The 17,797-nt window shown below is 68.7% G+C and carries 19 protein-coding genes; 8 read left to right on the forward strand and 11 right to left on the reverse strand.

Annotated features, from left to right (window positions below):
* Positions 1 to 17 precede the first annotated feature (17 nt).
* Genes BV210_RS07825 through BV210_RS07840 form a run of 4 tightly spaced genes read left to right on the forward strand, consistent with a single transcriptional unit; the run spans position 18 to position 5,517 of the window.
* The gene (locus BV210_RS07825) at positions 18 to 1,226 is read left to right on the forward strand and encodes an Nramp family divalent metal transporter (protein WP_077206088.1); all 1,209 of its coding nucleotides are present in this window, start codon (positions 18 to 20) and stop codon (positions 1,224 to 1,226) included.
* Complete coding sequence (locus BV210_RS07830) at positions 1,227 to 3,230, forward strand: hydantoinase/oxoprolinase family protein (protein WP_077206089.1); 2,004 nt, start codon at positions 1,227 to 1,229, stop codon at positions 3,228 to 3,230. It begins immediately after the preceding gene.
* Positions 3,227 to 4,822, forward strand: coding sequence for a hydantoinase B/oxoprolinase family protein (locus tag BV210_RS07835; RefSeq protein ID WP_077206090.1), 1,596 nt, complete (start codon positions 3,227 to 3,229; stop codon positions 4,820 to 4,822). Before BV210_RS07830 ends, BV210_RS07835 begins: the two co-directional genes overlap by 4 nt.
* Entirely contained in the window at positions 4,819 to 5,517 is a 699-nt protein-coding gene (locus BV210_RS07840) for an aspartate/glutamate racemase family protein (protein WP_077206091.1), read from the forward strand. The genes BV210_RS07835 and BV210_RS07840 overlap by 4 nt, the downstream gene beginning before the upstream one ends.
* Position 5,518: 1 nt before the next feature.
* Here the strand turns inward: BV210_RS07840 and BV210_RS07845 are convergent, their stop codons facing one another.
* From BV210_RS07845 to surE, 6 genes are all read right to left on the reverse strand, one after another.
* Positions 5,519 to 6,931 carry a signal recognition particle protein Srp54 gene (locus BV210_RS07845; protein ID WP_077206092.1) on the reverse strand — a complete coding sequence of 471 codons (1,413 nt, stop codon included), beginning with the start codon at positions 6,929 to 6,931 and terminating at the stop codon, positions 5,519 to 5,521.
* Positions 6,932 to 6,998: 67 nt separating this feature from the next.
* On the reverse strand, positions 6,999 to 8,171 hold the full coding sequence (gene ftsY / locus BV210_RS07850) for a signal recognition particle-docking protein FtsY (protein ID WP_077206093.1): 1,173 nt from the start codon (positions 8,169 to 8,171) through the stop codon (positions 6,999 to 7,001).
* 6 nt (positions 8,172 to 8,177) lie between these two features.
* Positions 8,178 to 8,645: a prefoldin subunit alpha gene (gene pfdA / locus BV210_RS07855; RefSeq protein WP_077206094.1), complete on the reverse strand. Its 468-nt coding sequence runs from the start codon at positions 8,643 to 8,645 to the stop codon at positions 8,178 to 8,180.
* On the reverse strand, positions 8,642 to 8,815 hold the full coding sequence (rpl18a, locus tag BV210_RS07860; protein WP_077206095.1) for a 50S ribosomal protein L18Ae: 174 nt from the start codon (positions 8,813 to 8,815) through the stop codon (positions 8,642 to 8,644). Before rpl18a ends, pfdA begins: the two co-directional genes overlap by 4 nt.
* Before the next feature lie 58 nt (positions 8,816 to 8,873).
* Complete coding sequence (locus tag BV210_RS07865; protein WP_077206096.1) at positions 8,874 to 9,086, reverse strand: YgaP-like transmembrane domain; 213 nt, start codon at positions 9,084 to 9,086, stop codon at positions 8,874 to 8,876.
* 25 nt (positions 9,087 to 9,111) lie between these two features.
* Positions 9,112 to 10,002 (reverse strand): 5'/3'-nucleotidase SurE, encoded by an 891-nt coding sequence (gene surE, locus BV210_RS07870; protein ID WP_077206097.1) that lies wholly within the window; start codon positions 10,000 to 10,002, stop codon positions 9,112 to 9,114.
* 120 nt (positions 10,003 to 10,122) lie between these two features.
* Between surE and BV210_RS07875 the strand changes: the two genes are divergently transcribed.
* The 3 genes from BV210_RS07875 to BV210_RS07885 are packed head-to-tail and all read left to right on the forward strand — an operon-like array spanning position 10,123 to position 12,326.
* Positions 10,123 to 10,701 (forward strand): magnesium transporter, encoded by a 579-nt coding sequence (locus tag BV210_RS07875; protein ID WP_077206098.1) that lies wholly within the window; start codon positions 10,123 to 10,125, stop codon positions 10,699 to 10,701.
* Positions 10,701 to 11,258 carry a magnesium transporter gene (locus BV210_RS07880; RefSeq protein WP_077206099.1) on the forward strand — a complete coding sequence of 186 codons (558 nt, stop codon included), beginning with the start codon at positions 10,701 to 10,703 and terminating at the stop codon, positions 11,256 to 11,258. Before BV210_RS07875 ends, BV210_RS07880 begins: the two co-directional genes overlap by 1 nt.
* Before the next feature lie 39 nt (positions 11,259 to 11,297).
* The gene (locus BV210_RS07885; protein ID WP_077206100.1) at positions 11,298 to 12,326 is read left to right on the forward strand and encodes a nucleoside recognition domain-containing protein; all 1,029 of its coding nucleotides are present in this window, start codon (positions 11,298 to 11,300) and stop codon (positions 12,324 to 12,326) included.
* A gap of 346 nt (positions 12,327 to 12,672) precedes the next feature.
* Here the strand turns inward: BV210_RS07885 and BV210_RS07890 are convergent, their stop codons facing one another.
* The gene (locus BV210_RS07890) at positions 12,673 to 13,614 is read right to left on the reverse strand and encodes a CBS domain-containing protein (RefSeq protein ID WP_077206101.1); all 942 of its coding nucleotides are present in this window, start codon (positions 13,612 to 13,614) and stop codon (positions 12,673 to 12,675) included.
* 93 nt (positions 13,615 to 13,707) lie between these two features.
* Between BV210_RS07890 and BV210_RS07895 the strand changes: the two genes are divergently transcribed.
* On the forward strand, positions 13,708 to 14,673 hold the full coding sequence (locus BV210_RS07895) for a lamin tail domain-containing protein (RefSeq protein ID WP_077206102.1): 966 nt from the start codon (positions 13,708 to 13,710) through the stop codon (positions 14,671 to 14,673).
* A 17-nt stretch (positions 14,674 to 14,690) separates the two neighbouring features.
* Here the strand turns inward: BV210_RS07895 and BV210_RS07900 are convergent, their stop codons facing one another.
* The 4 genes from BV210_RS07900 to BV210_RS07915 all read right to left on the reverse strand — a co-directional run bounded on the left by BV210_RS07900 (position 14,691) and on the right by BV210_RS07915 (position 17,713).
* The gene (locus tag BV210_RS07900; protein WP_077206103.1) at positions 14,691 to 16,034 is read right to left on the reverse strand and encodes an FG-GAP repeat protein; all 1,344 of its coding nucleotides are present in this window, start codon (positions 16,032 to 16,034) and stop codon (positions 14,691 to 14,693) included.
* A gap of 94 nt (positions 16,035 to 16,128) precedes the next feature.
* Positions 16,129 to 16,743 (reverse strand): HAD family hydrolase, encoded by a 615-nt coding sequence (locus BV210_RS07905; RefSeq protein ID WP_172824861.1) that lies wholly within the window; start codon positions 16,741 to 16,743, stop codon positions 16,129 to 16,131.
* Entirely contained in the window at positions 16,740 to 17,156 is a 417-nt protein-coding gene (locus tag BV210_RS20605; RefSeq protein WP_077206105.1) for an RNA-binding domain-containing protein, read from the reverse strand. Before BV210_RS20605 ends, BV210_RS07905 begins: the two co-directional genes overlap by 4 nt.
* Positions 17,153 to 17,713 (reverse strand): nucleoside monophosphate kinase, encoded by a 561-nt coding sequence (locus BV210_RS07915; protein ID WP_077206106.1) that lies wholly within the window; start codon positions 17,711 to 17,713, stop codon positions 17,153 to 17,155. The genes BV210_RS20605 and BV210_RS07915 overlap by 4 nt, the downstream gene beginning before the upstream one ends.
* Positions 17,714 to 17,797 lie beyond the last annotated feature (84 nt).

The following is a 17,797-nucleotide window of genomic DNA, read 5'->3' on the forward strand; positions in this document are numbered from 1 at the left end:
GGTCTCAATACGTAACCATGGACATTGTTCAGCGACTCAAGGCGATCGGACCCGGGGCGATGGTGGCGGCGGCGTTCATCGGGCCAGGGACGGTAACGGCGGCGAGTGTGACTGGTGCCCGGCTCGGGTACGCACTGCTGTGGACGATCGCGTTCTCGATCATCGCGACGATCGTCCTCCAGGAGATGTCGGCCCGGCTGGGGCTGGTCTCGGGCGAGGGGCTCGGTGAAGCGCTCCGGAATCGGTTCGACAACCCGGCCGTCGAGTACGTCGCGATCTTCCTCGTCGTCGGTGCGATCGGCGTCGGCACCGCGGCCTACGAGTCCGGGAACATCCTCGGCGGTGCCGCGGGACTGGCGACGATCACCGGCGTGAGTTCGGAGATATGGGGCGTCGCGATGGGGCTGGTCGCGGGGATCTTGCTGTTCACCGGGAAGTACAAGCTGATCGAGCGGGCGCTGGTGGGTCTCGTCGCCGTCATGGCGTTTTCCTTCGTCGCGTCGGCGATCCTGATCGGTCCCGATCTGGGGGCCGTCGCCGGCGGGTTCGTCCCGAGTATCCCCGAGGGGTCACTCTACCTCATCACCGGCCTGATCGGGACGACGGTCGTCGGCTACAACCTCTTCCTGCACGCGAGCAACGTCCAGGAGCGGTGGTCCGGGCCGGGTGACCTCCCTGCATCACGGACCGACACCATCCTCTCCATCGCAGTGGGCGGGTTCATCACGATCACGATCATGGTCACCGCGGCGGCCGCGTTCCCGCTCGGCACCGAGATCAGTGACGTCGGGCAGATGGCCCAGCAACTCGAACCGCTGGCGGGCACCTACGCGAAGATCTTCTTCAGCATCGGGCTGTTCGCCGCCGGTTTCACGAGCGCGACGACCGCGCCGCTGGCCGGCGCGTGGGCGACGACGGGCGCCCTCGGCTGGGATTCGGACCTCAAGAGTCCGAAGTTCCGCGCGGTCTGGGGGACGATCCTGACGGTCGGCGTGGGGTCGGTCCTGCTGGGCGGCAGTCCGGTCCAGATCATCGTCTTCGCGCAGGTCGTCAACGGCATCCTGCTCCCCATCGTCGCGATCTTCCTCATCTACGCGATGAACCAGCGCGACCTCCTCGGCGAGTACACGAACGGCCCGGTCGCGAACGCGCTCGGGGCCATCGTGACGCTCATCGTCGTGTGGCTCGGTCTTCGAACGCTCCTGAGTGTCGCCGGGGTGCTGTAGATGAGCGACAGAGTCGTCGGCGTCGACGTCGGCGGGACCTTCACCGACGTGACGCTGCTGGTCGACGGGGACCTCGTCACGGCCAAGGTGCCGAGCACGGCGGATCAGAGCGACGGCGTCATGGCCGGCATCGAGAAGGCCTGTGCCGAGGCGGGGATCGACCCGGGAGCGGTCGAGGGGTTCTCACACGCGATGACGGTCTCGCTGAACGCACTCCTCGAAGAGTCGGGGGCCAGAACCGCCCTCGTGACGACCGCCGGATTCAGGGACGTGCTGGAGATCGGACGACAGGACCGGCCCGCCCTCTACGATCTCGACGCGGAGAAACCCGCCCCGCTGGTCCCCCGGCGTCGGCGGTACGAGATCGACGAGCGGACGACGACCGACGGCGTCGAGCAGTCCGTCGACGAGGAGGAAGTTCGCGAAGTCGCTGACGCGATCCGTGCGGACGACGCCGAGGCCGTCGCCGTCTCGCTGCTGCACGCCTACGCCCATCCCGAGAACGAGCGGGCGGTCGCTCGCGTCCTCCGCGAGGAACTGGACGTGCCCGTCTCGGCCTCCCACGAGGTGCTGGCGGAGTTCCGGGAGTACGAGCGGACCTCGACGACCGTCGTCGACGCGTACCTGCGACCCGCGATCGACCGGTACGTCGGGCACCTCTCGGAGCGAGCCACCGACGCCGGCCTGCCCGAGCCACGGATCATGCAGGCAAACGGCGGCATCACCGACGCCGAGACGGTCCGGCAGAACGCAGTCCTGACGACGCTGTCGGGCCCGGCCGCGGGCGTCGTCGGCGCGAACGCGATGGCCTCGACCGACGACGACGATCCGGCCCGCCTCGTCACGTTCGACATGGGCGGCACCTCGAGCGACGTGAGCCTCGTCCGCGACGGCGAGGTCGAGCGGACGACCGACGGCGAGATCAACGACCGCCCGATCAGGACGCCGCTGGTCGACATCGAGACCGTCGGTGCCGGCGGCGGCTCGATCGCGTGGGTCGACTCCGGCGGGGCCCTCCGCATCGGCCCCCAGTCGGCCGGCGCGGAGCCGGGACCGGCCTGTTACGGTCGCGGCGGGTCCGAGCCGACCGTCACGGACGCCAACCTCGTCCTCGGGTACATCGGATCGAGCACCAGCCTCGGCGGGGAGCTGTCCCTCGACGAGGACGCGGCCCACGACGCGATGGCCGACCTCGCCGAGCGGGCGGGGATGGACGATCCGGTCGAGGCCGCCCGGGGCGTCTACCGCGTCGCCAACGCCAACATGACGCGTGCGATCCGGTCGGTCACGGTCGAGCGCGGCTTCGACCCCCGGAAGTTCGGCCTCGTGGCCTTCGGCGGTGCCGGCCCGATGCACGCCGTCTCGATCGCCAGCAACCTCGACATGGAGCGAGTGGTCGTGCCGCGGGCCTCGGGCGTCCTCTCCGCGTACGGCCTGCTGGCCGCCGACGAGAAACAGGACGCGGTCCGGACCTACCAGCGCCCGCTGGACGCCGTCGACCCCGATGCCGTCGAGGGCATCTACGACGACTTGGCCGAGGAGGTGCTCGCCGAGATCAGCGACCCCGAGCAGGCGACGGTGACGCACACGGCCGATCTGCGATACGCCGGGCAGAGCTTCGAGCTCGCCGTCGAGGTCGGCGACTCGTTCGATCCCGTGGCCGCACGGGACCGGTTCGAGGAGTCCCACGAGGTCGCCTACGGCTACCGGATGGACGAGCCGGTCCACCTGGTCAACTGCCGCGTGACGGCGACGGTCGACCGCGACGTACCGGCGATCGACTACACCGCGACCGGCGACCCCCTGAAGGGGACCCGGGACGCGACCTTCGAGGACGGCGTCTACGAGACGCCGGTGTACGACCGACCGCACCTCCAGCCCGGGCGAACCCTGGGCGGGCCCGCGATAATCGAACAGGACGAGAGCACGGTCGTCGTCCCCCCGCACTGGGACGTGCGGGTCCGTGACGACGGCGCGCTCGTCTCCGAGGTGACCGACTCATGACCGACGACATCGACCCCGTAACCCTAGAGATCCTGCGGAATCAACTGGAGAGCATCGCCGAGGAGATGGGGCACGTCCTCATCACCGGCTCGTACTCGCCGAACATCAAGGAGCGACAGGACTGCTCGACCGCCCTGTTCGACGCCGACGGGAAGATGGTCGCACAGGCCGAACACATCCCGGTCCACCTCGGCGCGATGCCCGACGCCGTCGACGCGATCATCGACGACGACCCGAAACCGGGCGACGTGTTCATCGTCAACGACCCCTTCGCGGGCGGCACCCACCTTCCCGACATCACCCTCGTCTCGACGATCGCGCCCGAGGACGAGGTGATCGGCTTCGCCGTCTCGCGCGCCCACCACGCCGACGTGGGCGGCAGCGCGCCCGGCAGCATGCCCCCGGGCGCCCGGGAGATCTACGAGGAGGGCCTCCGCCTGCCGGCCGTCCGCCTCGTCGACGGCGGCGAGTTGAACGAGGCAGTGATGGACGTGTTGCTGGCGAACGTCAGGACGCCCGACGAGCGCCGGGCGGACCTGCGGGCCCAGCGCGCCGCCAACGAGCGGGCCGAGGAGCGGATCGGCGAACTGCTCGACGACCACGGCTCGCTGTTGCTGGACGCGTTCGACGCCGTCGTCGACTACTCGCGGGCCCGCGTCGAATCCGAGATCGAAGCGCTCCCTGACGGCCAGTTCCGCGCCCACGATATCCTCGAAGGCGACGGCGTGACCGACGAGGACATCCCCATCGAGGTGACGGTCACCGTCGACGGCTCCGAGATCGACGTCGACTTCGCGGGCACCGCCCCGCAGGTGGCCGGCAACCTCAACGCGCCGCTCTCGGTCGCCAAGAGCGCGGTCTACTTCGTCGTCCGGGCGGTCACCGACCCGGAGATCCCGTCGAATCACGGCTGTTACGAACCGGTGACCGTCTCGGCACCCGAGGGCACGGTTCTCAACCCTCGGCCCCCGGCCGCGGTCGTCGGCGGGAACGTCGAGACCAGTCAGCGCGTGACCGACGTGACGCTCGCGGCGCTGGCCGAGGCCATCCCGGAGCGGGTCCCGGCGGGCGGCCAGGGGACGATGAACAACCTCATCATCGGCGACCGCGAGGGCGAGTTCACCTACTACGAGACCATCGGCGGCGGCTTCGGCGCCCGCCCCGACAAGGACGGCATGGACGGCGTGCAGGTCGGCATGACCAACACGCTGAACACGCCGGTCGAGTCGATGGAGACCGAGTACCCGCTCCGCGTCGAGCGGTACGCCCTCCGCGCTGGAAGCGGGGGCGACGGCGAACACCGGGGCGGACTCGGACTCGAACGCTCGGTCACGGTCGAGACCGACGCGACCGTCTCCCTGCTCACCGAGCGCCGCCGCACCGCGCCGGCCGGCGTCGACGGCGGCGCGGACGGCGCCATGGGCGAGAATCTCGTCGACGGCGAATCGGTGCCCTCGAAGGCATCGGTAGACGTGAGCGCCGGCGCGACCGTGACGATCCGCACGCCCGGCGGCGGCGGCCACGGCGACCCGGCCGACCGGTCGGAGGATGCACGGGAGGACGACCGCCGGGACGGAAAGGTGGAGGAATGACGCGTCTCGGCATCGTCGTCCCCTCCTCGAACACGACGGCCGAACCGGAGTTCCGGGCGATGGCGCCCGAAGCGAGCACCGTCCACGTCGCCCGGATGCCGCTCGAGGACGTGACCGTCGACGGTCTCGACGAGATGGCCGACGGTGCCGAACGCGCCGCGGAATTGCTCGCCCACGCCGCCGTCGACGGGGTCGCCTACGCCTGCACCACGGGAAGTCTCCTGCACGGCCCGGGCTTCGACGAAGAATTGGAGGATCGACTGTCCGAAGCGGCCGGCGCACCGGCCGTCGCGACGGCCCTGTCGGTGAAACGCGCCCTCGCCGCGCTCGACGCCGAGACGATCGCCGTCGTCACGCCCTACGCGTCGGAGCTAAACGACCGAGAACGGGAGTACCTGACCGAGGCGGGGTTCGAGGTCGCCACCCTCGACGGCCGGGGGCTCGTCGCCAACACCGAGATCGGCGAGTTGACCGCCGCGGACGCGAGAGACCAGGTCGAAGCGGCCGTTCCCGACGACCTCTCGGTCGATGCGGTCTTTATCTCCTGTACGAACTACCGCACCGTCCCGGCCCTGTCCGAACTGGAGGATGCCCTCGGTGTGCCGGTGATATCGAGCAATAGCGCGACGATGTGGGATCTCGCGGATCGGCTGGATCTGGACACGACCCTCGACACGCGACTCGACGCGGTCTGATCTAGTCGCCGAACGGGCCGCCACCGCCGCCCATACCGCCCATGCCGCCGCCGGGGCCGCCGGGTCCGCCACCGCCCTGTTGCATCTGCTTCATCATCCGCTCCATGTCGGCGTCACCCATGCCCTGGAACTGGTTGAGGGTCTTGGCCATCATCTTGTGCTGTTCGAGCAACTCGCGCACGCGGTCCTCGCTCGTGCCCGACCCCTTTGCGATGCGCTTGACCTGGCTCTGGCCGATCGAGCGGGGGTGTTCGAGTTCGTCGTCGGTCATCGAGTCCATGATGACCTCGAAGCTCCGCATCCGATCCTTGGTCACGTCCATGGCGTTGTCGGGCAACTGGTCCATCAGCCCGCCGCCCATGCCGGGGATCATGTCCATCACCTGGTCGAGCGGCCCCATGTTGTCCATGGCCTTCATCTGGTGGCGCATGTCCCGGAGGGTGAACTCCCCCTCCATCAGGTCCTCGGGGTCCCAGTCCTCCTCGTCCTGGGTCTCCTCCATCGCGCGCTCGACGCGCTCGGTGAGCTGTTTGAGGTCGCCCATCCCGAGCAGCCGGGAGATGAACCCCGACGGCTCGAACCGCTCGATATCTTGTACCGTCTCGCCGGTCCCGAGGAAGGCGATCGACGAGCCGGTCTCGTTGACGGCCGCGAGTGCGCCGCCACCTTTCGCCGTCCCGTCGAGTTTCGTGATGGCGACGCCGTCGATGCCGATGGCCTCCTCGAACTCGCGGGCCTGATCCTTGGCGGACTGGCCCATCGCGGCGTCGATGACGAGCAGGTTCCGGTCGGGGTCGACGGCGTCGTCGATGCGCTCGATCTGGTCGATAAGTTCCTGGTTCAGACCGTCACGACCGGCGGTGTCGACGATACGCACGTCGGCTTCCTCGGTCGCTTCGAGGCCGGCCTCGGCGATCTCGACGGGGTCCTCGGCGTCGGGGTCCCCGTAGAAGTCCACCTCGGCGTTGTCGGCCATCTGCTTTGCCTGATCGTACGCGCCGGGGCGGTCGGTGTCGGTCTGGATGACCGCGGGACGCAGCCCCTTCTTCGAGAACCACCACGCCATCTTGGCCGCGGTGGTGGTCTTCCCGGACCCGTAGAGACCGGCGAGCAGGATGGTCTGGTTCTCCAGGGGCAGGTCGGTCGACTCGCCCACCAGTTCGACCATCTCCTCGTAGACCACGCGGAGCACCCAGTCACGGGCGGAGGTGCTGCTGGGCGGTTCCTCTTCGAGGGCCCGCTGTTCGATGTTGTCCGACAGCTCCATCACCAGGCTCGTGTCCACGTCGGCCTGCAGCAGCGAGCGCTGGATCTCCTTGACGACGTCTTCCACGTCGTCTTCGTCGATGCGGGACTTCCCCCGGAGGTCGTCGAGCGTCCCCCGGAGCGAACTCCCCAGATCGTCGAGCACCATGGTTAGTTACCCGAGGTACGCCGGCCAAGCGGTAAAGCCTTTTTCTGTCGGGGAGGCGAGGCCGGACCTACGCCGCCGCCTCGTCCGCGCCCGGTTCCTCGTCGTCGTGGCCGAGCAGGCGGTCGACGATGACCTCGGGGTCGAACGGTTCGAGGTCGTCGTAGTCCTGCCCGGTCCCCAGAAAGAGGATGGGTTTGCCCGTGACCTGGGCGATGGAGATGGCCGCGCCGCCCTGTGGATCGGCGTCGGCCTTCGTCAGGACCGCGCCGTCGATCGCGGCGGCGTCGTCGAACTCCCGGGCGCGGTTGACCGCGTCCTGTCCCGCCACCGCCTCGTCGACGAAGATCGTCATGTCGGGCTCGATCACGCGATCGATCTTCTGGAGCTGATCCATCAGGTCGTTGCTGGTGTGGAGTCGGCCGGCCGTGTCCCCGAGCACCACGTCCACGTCGTTTGCCTCGGCGTACTCGACGGCGTCGTAGATGACCGCCGCCGGGTCCGATCCCTGCTCGTGGGAGATCAGCCGCTCGTCCAACGCGTCTGCGTGTTGCTGGAGCTGTTCGTTCGCGCCGGCCCGGTACGTGTCGCCGTTTGCCAGCACCGTCGAGTAGCCCCGCTCGTCGAACCACTGGGAGAGCTTGGCGATCGTCGTCGTCTTCCCGACGCCGTTGACGCCCGTGAAGATGATCGAGACGGGCTTGTCCGCCTCGTCGATCCGCTGCTCGAAGTCGAACTGCCCGACGCTGATCACGTCGATCAGGGCGTCGCGCAGCGCCTCCTCGACGACTAACCCTGTGGTCTTGACCTTCGAGCGCGTCTCACCGATCAGGTTCTCTCGGATCCCGCGCAGGATCTCCTGGGCGACGCTCAGCTCCACGTCCGAGGAGAGCAGCGCCATCTCCAGTTCGTCGAGCGGGCCTTCGAGGTCCTCCTCCTCGATGACCTCCTTGCCCGTGGCCGCGAGTTTCGCCCGCTCCATCAGGCCGCGGTCGCTCCCGCCGTCGTCCTCGGACTCCGGTTCGGGCTCCGGTTCCGGCTCGGCCTCCCGGTCGGACTCCGATTCCGGTGCCGGCTCGGCGTCGGCCTGTGCTGTGTCCGCATTGGCTTCCGGATCGGATGCCGTGGGTTCGGGCTCGTCGGCGGCGTCGACCGCGTCGTCGGGGGCGGCCTCGTCGCTCTCGGCCTCCTCCTCGACGTTCTCCTTGAAGCTGTTGAGCTTGTCTTTCAGTCCGTCGAACATGGCCCCTTACTCGTCGTCGCCGCCCTGCTCCTGCATCTGGGCCATCTGCTGTTGCATCTGCTGCTGTTGCATCTGCTGGGCCTTCTCCTCGAGTTCGTCACTCTCGTCCTCGATCTCGCTGATCTCGTCGCGAACGTCCTCGATCCGGTCGTCGAGGGTGTCCTTCTTGTTTTCGAGGGTCGTGACGGCGTCGGTCTGGTCGCGCTCGGCCGCGTACCCGCCGCCCAGCGAGACGATGATCTCGTCGATGTCCTGGATCTCGGCGCGGACGTACGCGTCGCCGCCCAGCGGGACCTGGACCGTCTCGCCCGTGTCGAGCGTCTGGATGGCCTCGATGGCCTCGTCGATCTCACCCTGTTCGGCCTGCAGGTCCTCGATCTCGGCTTCGAGGGTCTCTTTTTCCTCTTCGAGGGCCTGGATCTCCTCTGCGAGCTGCTGAAGCTGGCCGCCGCCACCGCCGCCACCGAGGCTCATTGGGCCACCTCACTGATTTCGACCTGTGTGCGCTTCAGGCCGTGCTTGGAGCCGAACTCGGCGTAGGTGTGCTCGACAGCCACGTCCTCGTTTTCGGCTTCGAGCGTCTTCTCGAAGTTCTCCCACCCGTCGCGGGCCTGCCATCGACCACTTACAGTAAACTCGGTCATGTTCGGGACGTGCGGGACCGACGCGGAAGAATGTACCGACCTCTACTTTCCCACGTAGTTACTCCTCCCCCGTCGTATCGATACCCAGCGCCGCGTTCAGGCCACAGAAACAGGTCGTGGCGTTGAACCCGAACGCGAGCGCGCCGATCCCCGCGAGCAGTCCCGTGGTCCGGTTCCCCTTCCGCAACGTGACGACGGCGACGACCGTCAGGACGACCGCGAGCAGTGCGCGCCCCGTCCGATCGACACCGCCGACGTTCTTCTCGACCATGTCCCCCAGTTGGGTCGCGGGGAACTTAATTTCGACCGTCGAGGCCCTCTTTGCGACTTCGCTCGCGGGCGCGCTCGCCGTCGTTGTAGCCGTCGACCACCTGCTGGAGCGCACCGGTCTCGACCGACAGCGCGGGCGCGGTCAGGGGAGAGACGCTGACCTCGCCCTCGACCAAGGCGCGGCGGTCCGAGCCGACGGGGTAGCGCTCCCGGAGGTCCTCGTCGGCGGGGAAGGGGCTCTCCCAGCCGACGGTGTTGGGCCAGACCACGTCGCGAATGGCGATATCGCCCTCCCGTGGTTTGCCGAGATCGACCTCGTCGCGCTCGGTGGCTTCGTGTTCCACGTCGACGGCGTAGTCGTGGTGGGGTTCGGTCAGCCGCATCGGGGATTCGGACACGTCGACGGGCGCGTTGACGTTCAACACGTCGGCCTGCTCGAACACGCCTGTACTCTGGCTGCGGACCAGCAATTCCCGGGCCACCTTCGCCGGCCGGCCGAAGTCGTACTCCTCGGGCGGGTGGACGAAGAAGTCCTGCGCGTGGTAGGCCGAGATTGCCATCCCGGGCATATCGAGGAAGGCGGCCTCGATACACGCGCCGACGGTACCCGAGCGGCCGACGACGTAGTTGCCGGCGTTGGGACCGTGGTTACAGCCCGCGACGACGAAATCGAAGTCGGCGTCGAGGCCGCCGACTCCGTAGGCCACGCAGTCGGCGGGCGTCCCCTCGATGGCGTAGCCCCAGGGATGCTCCTCGCGGGTGGTGCGGTGGGTGCGGGTCCGGCCCGTACCGCTCCGGTTGTCCGTCGGTGCGACGACGGTCACGTCGGCGACCCCCGTCAGTTCCTCGTACAGCGCCGCCAGCCCGGGGGCGTCGATGCCGTCGTCGTTCGTCAACAGCACGTGGAGGGTAGTCACAGTGAGGCGTTGGCGTGCCGACGCGTCAGTCTTTCGGGCTCCCGTGTCCTCCGATCACACGCCACACAGAGATCGACCGGGCTACCGGGGTTTTTACCCTGCGGGTTCGTTGGCCCGCCAATGACGGTCCGCGAGGTCGCCGCCGAGGCCTACCGCGAGGCGCTCCCGGTGCTCGCCGTGAGCGCGGTCGGAGGCCTGTTCGCCGGCGTCGTCCTCGGCGGGATGGAGGCGGAACTCGAAGCGGTTCCCGGCCTGTTGATGCTCGTCCCAGCCCTGCTCGCGACCCGCGGGAACGTCTACGGGTCGCTCGGGGCGCGACTCGCCTCCGCACTCCACCAGGGGCTGATCGAACCCCGTCTGACGCTCGACGACGAGCGGTTGCGGGGCGCGATCGCGGCGGCGCTGGCCAACGGCGTCCTCGTCAGCCTGTTCGCGGCCGTCCTCGCGTTCGTCGTCCTCGCCGTACTGGGTCGGTCCGTGGCCCCCTTGCCGACGCTGGTCGGCATCGCCGGCATCGCCGGTCTGATCTCCGGCCTCCTGCTGACGGCGGCGGTCGTCGGCGTCGTCTTCGTCGGGTATCGCCGCGGCTACAACCCCGACACGCTCGCGGGGCCGGTCGTCACGACCACGGGCGACGTGGTCGGGGTCGCCACACTCCTGCTCGCCACGCGAATCGTCCTCGGGCTGGGTGGGCTCTGATGGAGACGCGCTGGTCCCCCGGCGCGATCATGCGGACGATGCTTCCCATCCTGCTGGTCCTGACTTGCATCGAACTCGCCAGCGGGTTCGTCCTCGATACCTTCGAGGGCACCCTGCTCCGGTACCCCTCACTGCTCGTGCTGGTGCCCGTCACCATCGGGATGGCGGGCAACCTCGGGAGCGTCCTCGCGGCGCGGCTCTCGACGGTGGTCCACCTCGGCCTGCTCTCCTTCGAGCCGGACGACGAGTACCTGCTGGGCAACGCCGTCGCGACACTGGCGCTTGCGGTCACGCTCTTCCCGCTGGTCGGGGGCGGCGCGTGGCTGGCCCAGCTGCTCGTGGGCGGGACCGCACTCGGGATCGGGACCGTCGTGCTGGTGGCGTTCGCCAGCGGCGCGGTGCTGGCGCTGCTGGCGATCGTCGTGACGCTGGTGACGACCTACGCCGCGTATCGGTTCGGGCTGGATCCCGACGACGTGGTGATCCCGGTCGTCACCAACGTCTGTGACGTGCTGGGCGTCGTAGTCCTGTTCGCCGTGGTTCGGCTGGTGATCTGAATAGTCAGGGCTTTGGCTCGCAGGACCCAAGGACCGCCGATGGCACCGTTGCCGACGGCGTTGCTGGTCGACGTGCTGGTCCGCGTCGCGTCGATCACCGTCTTCATCGCGCTGGGAGTCGGGCTGGCCAGCGTCGCCGTCGAGTTCGGCGCGGTCGAGTACATCGCGGGTTTTGCCCGCCCCCTGACCCAGCCCGCGAACCTCCCGCCGGAGGTCGGGACGGCGATTCTGGCGACGACGGCCTCCCCCACCGCCGGGTACGGCATGCTCGCGGAGTACCGGGAGGCCGGCCTGCTCGACGACCGCGCGACGCTCGTCGCCGTCACCATGAACACCTTCTTCGGATTCGCCCAGCACATCTTCACCTTCTACGCGCCCGTGTTGATCCCCATCCTCGGTCTGAAGGTCGGTCTCATGTACGTCGGCGCGCGGGCGCTGATCTCGCTCGCGATCACCGCGACCGGCGTGCTAGCCGGGGCCCTTCTGCTCTCGGAGCGAAACGTCGATACGACAGTTGAGGCCGACGTGGACGAACCGGCGGCGGGTGCGGAGGCTGACGGCGGCGAGCCACGCGACCGCCGCGCCAGACTCCGGGCCGCCGCCGCGAGCACCGTCGAGAAGATTCGCGACATCGTTCCGAGACTGCTCGTGGTCTACCTGATCGTCGCGACGCTCGTGGCCTACTACGATGAGATCGTCACCGTTCTGTTCGGCAGTCCGGACGCGCTCGGGGTCGCGAGCGCGGTCGCTCCGGTCACGGGTGCGCTGGGCCTCCCGAGCGCTGCGATCCCGACCATCGCGGTGTTCGCGGTGGACACGACCAACGGCGCGATCTTCATCGCCCCGCTGGTCGAGAACGGGACCTTCACCGCGCGGGCGGCCGTGGCGACGATGCTCGTGGGCGGGATCGTCTCCTTCGCCGTCTCGACGTTCAAGCGGTCGATCCCCTTCCAGTACGGGATCTGGGGCCGGGAGTTCGGCAGCAAGGTGATCGTCGTCAACACGGTACTGAAGGTCCTCTTTATCGCCGTGGCACTGGTCGTCCTGCTCGCGCCGTCGGCGGTGTGAGAACGAAGAAGCGGCGCAGCCGCTCGGGAGGCCCGAAAACAGCGAAGAAGTGCCCTCAGAGCGCGTGACCGGCGACCGGCTTCTTGGTCTCGATCTCCGTGTTGTGACAGGCGTTGCAGGTGTACTCGTTCAACTTCGTCGTCTCGTCGTTCAGAGCCATCCGTGTCCCGCACTGTGGGCAATACATTATGATTGTATAAGGGATGCCATTGACCTTAATCCTTTGCATCTGATAGGTCTGGTGAACCGTCTCACGGTACGGAATGACAGGGTCGGCGAAACGAGTCAGGGGTTTCGGCCTGTCGAGACTGTATCGTCGGAAAACGGCGAGAAGAAGTCCGGTCGCTCAGGCGCTGTCGGGGATGGGGTCTGCGATGACGACGGCTTCGCCGTCGATCACCTCGTCGCCGTCGGTGCGGGCGGTAGTCGTCAGGCGGTAGCGGTCGTTCCCGAGGTCCTCGACGACCTCGCACTCGGCGGTGACCTCGCTGCCGATGTCGACGGGGCCGAGGAAGGAAGTGTCCTGCGAGAGGTAGACGATGAGGCCCGGCAGTCGGGCTAAGGCGGCGCTGACGACGCCGACCACGAGCGTCCCGTGGGCGATGGGGCGGCCGAAGCGGGTCCCCTCGGCGTAGTCGGCGTCGAGGTGGAGGCGGTTGGTGTCGCCGCTGGCCTCGGCGAAGGCCTCCACGTCCTCCTGTGAGAGCGTCTTCGTGAACTGCACCACGTCGCCGACCTCGATGCGGTCGTCGTGGGGGCCGAGGCTCTCGAACTCCCACTCGTCGCGCTCGTAGGCGGTGTCGACGCGTTCGCGGTGGTGGCGGTCCCCGGACGGTTCCACACTGGCCGTCGCCCGGCGGCTGAAGTGAGGCAAGTAGTAGGAGAGGTCGGTCGTCGTGACGATGCCGACGAGCTCGCCGTCGCCGGACTGCGTCCGGCTGCCAGAGGCGCTTCGCGCCTCGCTGTCGTCGGTCACGGGGAGTTTCTTGATCGTGTGCTCGCGGAAGAGGTCGACGGCCGCCTCGATCGGCTCGTCGGCGTCGACGGTGACGACCGGCGTGGACATGCAGTCGGCGGCAGTCACGGTACCAGTGTCGTGGCCCCCGGCCACGAGGGCGACCACGTCCGATTCGGTGACGATACCGACGGGGTCGCCGGCTTCGACGACGACGGCCGAGCCGATATCCTCACCGTGGAGCAGTTGAGCGACCGCAGTGGCGTCGAGGTCGGGATCGATCGTCTCGACTGTCGAGTTCATCACTTCGCGGACGGTAACGGGCACGAGCATCTGTCGACACCTCCGGGGCCACTCTCCCTATGCCTTGGGGTCGACACGACGGTCGGCCTCGCCGCTCAAGTGGCTGGCCCTCACAGACGGGGTATGGACCGCGTCGCCGTCGTACTGGTCGTCCTCGTCGTCGCCGCCAGCGGCTGTCTCGGCCTCGGACCGTCCGGGTCGCACGCACCAGGAACGCCCGCACCGCCCGCGGACGCCGATCTCGCGAACAGTTACGCCGTGACCGTCACGAGTGTGATCGACGGCGACACGATCGAAGTCCGCTACCGGAACGGGACGCAGGAGACCGTCCGCCTGCTCGGCGTCGACACGCCCGAGACCAGCAGCGAGAACGACCCCGCGGAGTTCGAGGGGGTCCCGGAGACTGCGGCCGGACGCTCCTGTCTCGGCGAGGCCGGTCGCGACGCCACCCGCGCGATGACCGACCGCCTGCTCGGCGAGACCGTCACGCTCGGCGTCGACGCCGAGAGCGACCGCCGGGGCTACTACGGTCGCCTGCTGGGCTACGTCTACCAGGACGGCGCGAACGTCAACTACTGGCTGCTCACCGAAGGCCACGCCCGCGTCTACGACAGCCAGTTCACCGAGCGCGAGCGTTTCGACGCCGCCGAACAGCGCGCCCGGGCGAACGGCACCGGCCTGTGGACCTGTGCGACCGACGACCCGCCGACACCGACCGAGGAGGTAGTCGCCGACGGTGGAACGGTCTCGGGCCCGCTCGCCATCGTCGAGGTCCACGAAGACGCCGCCGGTAGCCAGCCGGACAGCGAGAACCTGAGCGACGAGTACGTCGTCTTCGAAAACCGCGGGAACGGGACCCTCGACATCTCGGGGTGGACCGTCAGCGACGCGGTCGACCACACCTACTACTTCCCCGACGGAACCACCCTCGACCCGGGTAAGCAGGTCACCCTCCGGACCGGAAGCGGCACGGACACGGAGACGGACCGCTACTGGGGGGAGGGAAGTCCCGTCTGGAACAACGACGGCGATACGGTGACCGTGCGCGCGGCCAACGGGACCGTGATGGTGCGGCACCCGTATTCGTAGGGAAGCTGCGGGGTGTCTCAGAGCTCGTAGAGATAGGCCGATCCGGAGTCGTTGCCGGCGGGTTCGTCGTCCTGTGGAGCGCCGAACAGGCCGAGTTCCCCGTGGATCGCGACGGCTCCCGGATACCAGTCGTCCCCGTCGAGGTCGGCGGTGTCGATCCGCTCTACCACGTGCCACTGGCCCGCGGATCGCTCGAAGACGTAGCCCCAGGCGGTATCGGCGTCGCCCATCGGAACGGAGTTGGCACCCGCAAGCGCCAGTGACCCGTCGACCGCGACCGTTCCGACGTTCCCGACTTTCTCCTGTTCGGTCGGCTCGGCGGGCGCGAGCGTGCCGCGCTGGCTCCACTCGCCGTCGACCCGCTCGAACTCGAACACCGCGCCGGCCTGCTCGGTCCCGCCTCTGTCACGCGAGGGGGCGGCGACCAGGATCCGTTCCCCGTCGATGGCGACGCCCTTCCCGAACGACTCGCCCGCCTGCCCGCTGTCGGGCCCGATCTCCCTGCCGTCGGACCACTGTCCGCTGGAGCGCTCGAACACGTACGCAGCGCCGCTTCCCTCGCCGGCGGCGTCGTGATCGGGTGCACCGACGACTGCTACGTCACCATCGACGTCGACTGTGCTTCCGAACCCGTCGAACCCCGCCACGTCGTCGACGGTGAGTGTCGCCTGTCGCGTCCAGCCGTCGTCACCCCGCTCGAAGACGGTGGCCGCGCCGGGACTGCTCTGGTTCCCCCCGTAGCTCGTGGCCCCGACTATCGCGGTCGATCCGGAGACCGAGACCGCCCCACCGAACCAGGTCGTCGTCGCATCGGCCGTGAGTTTCGCCGCTTGGGACCAGTCCCCGTCACGCCGGCGGAAGACGTAGGCCGCGCCGGCGTGTCGCCCCTGCTCGTCGTCGTCTTTCGCCCCGACCACCGCGACGTCCCCGTCGACGTCGACTACACCGCCGAACCCGGCCCCGTCGGCTGGATCCGAGGCCCCGATCGTCGTCCCCTCAACCCACTCTCCGTCCGCCCGCTCGAAGACGGTCAGCGACCCGGCCCGCCGTCCGTCTCTGTAATCACCGCGTCTGCCGACCAGTGCGACCCCATCGCCGACGGCCACCCCGGAGCCAAACCGCTCGCCCGTCGAGGGATCGTCGGCGACGAGCCTCGTCGGCGGTCCGACCGTCCGCTCGATGCTCGCCCCCGATTCCGACCCGGCTTCGGTCCCCGACTGCGACGGCGTTCCAGTCGATCCGTTCGGGCTCGCATCCCCCGCCCGCGAGTCGCCGCTTTCCGAACACCCTGCGACCGCCAGCGTCCCCGCGGCGACACTCGCCCGCAGGAACCCCCGCCTGCTCGTCAGTTCGTCGGTCATGTCACTCGATCGAACACCGACGATGATTAATATTTTGATGAATCTGACAATCGAAACGGTCTGCGCCTGCTACGTCGAACTCGTCGTCACCCCCTCAGACGATCGCGTCCAGCGCCCGCCAGAAACTCGGCCCCTCGTCCTCGTACCGGACCGGGACGAACCCCGCCTCGCGCGGGGCCACCACGTCGCCCTCGTAGTCGTCGCCGACCATCACGTACTCGTCGGCGTCGACCTGCTCGCGGGCGTACTCGTAGATCTCCGGGTCGGGCTTCGCCACGCCGGCCTCGGGCGCGGTCACGATCGTCTCGAAGTAGTCGGCGAGGTCGTGGGCCGCCAGTTTGGCCGCCTGTCGCCCCCGCGATCCGTTCGTGAGGATGCCGAGGTGATCTGTCTCGGCGAGTGCAGACAGCGCCGACCGCGCGGCCTCTGGCACGGTCGTCGTCTCGATCTCGGCTTCCCGGAGCGCGTCGACGAGTTCCTCCGGGTCGACGTCCGCGTCCGTGGCCGCCGCGACCGCGTCCGCCCCCGCCCATTCGGCCTCCGGATCGAGCGCCGTCCGCCGCTCGTCGAGCGTGTCGAGGTAGATCTCGACGAGTTCGGGGTCGGCCGGCCCGAGGACCGATTCGAGTCCGCGCTCGACGACGGTCTCGCGGTCGGCGGTGTGGGAGCACAGGGTGCCGTCCACGGCGAAGAAGATCGCGCTCGTCATCGGTCGTCGGTGTCGACCGGCCGCCCCTCTTCGGTCGGCGGCGCGACGTGGTCGATGTACTCCTCGACCGACGGTTCCTCGACCCGTACCCGGACGTGGAGGTCGCCCAGTTCGCTCGGATTGCCCACGGCGAAGGTGACCACACCCTCGAAGGCCGGCTGTTTCTTCAGGTCGAAGCTGAAGGAGTCGCCCTGCCGGTTCTCGAACAACCGCTTCCGCGCGGCGTCGAGGATCTCCTGTCTGTGGAGACACTCCGAGAGCTGTTCCATGCTGTGGGTCTCCGCCAGCAGTTCGCCCGGCCGCTCCTCGATCTCGGCGTCCGGGAAGAGGTTGTGAATGGCGTCGGCCACCCGGTCGGTGACCTCCGTGTCGTTGACCGGCGCGGTGATCTGGACGTCGACGCTGTAGATCATCGTACCGCCTCCGGCCCGTCCTCGAAGACCGTCCGGACCTGCCTCCGGAACCGTTCGAGCGTGTCGGTGTTCTCGATGGTCACGTCGGCCCGCTCCATGGCCGCGCCCATGCCGAACCCGAGTTCCCGCTCGTCGCGTTCCCGCAGGCTCTCGCCGCCGTCGGTGTCGTCGCGCCCGCGGTCGGTGATCCGCTCGCGGCGGACCTCGAACGGCGCTTCGATGCTCACCAGATAGAAGTCCTCGCCGAACCGGTCGCGGAAGGCCTCCAGTTCCACGTCCGAGCGCAGGCCGTCGACGAGAACGGTGTCGGTGTCGTCGTCGGCCAGTCGCTCCTCGATCAGCGGGAGCGACCGCTCGGCGATGGCCGCCGGCCCGTTCTCCTCGCGGAGCGCCTGGGCGATCTCGCCGTGGTGACTGGCCGGATCCAGCCCCCGATCCCGGCACTCCCGGCGGATCACGTCCCCCATCGTCACGACCGGCACGCCCATCTCACGTGCCACTTCCGCGGCCTCGCCTTTTCCACTGCCCGGGAGGCCGACTGTCCCGATAACGGTCATTGCGCACTCGTAGATGCAGAGCGCGCTTAAGGGCTGTGACTGGCCGTGGCGGTCGAAACCGATCCCCGAAACCGGGGTTCTTTT

Source organism: Halorientalis sp. IM1011, from assembly GCF_001989615.1.
Lineage (GTDB): Archaea > Halobacteriota > Halobacteria > Halobacteriales > Haloarculaceae > Halorientalis.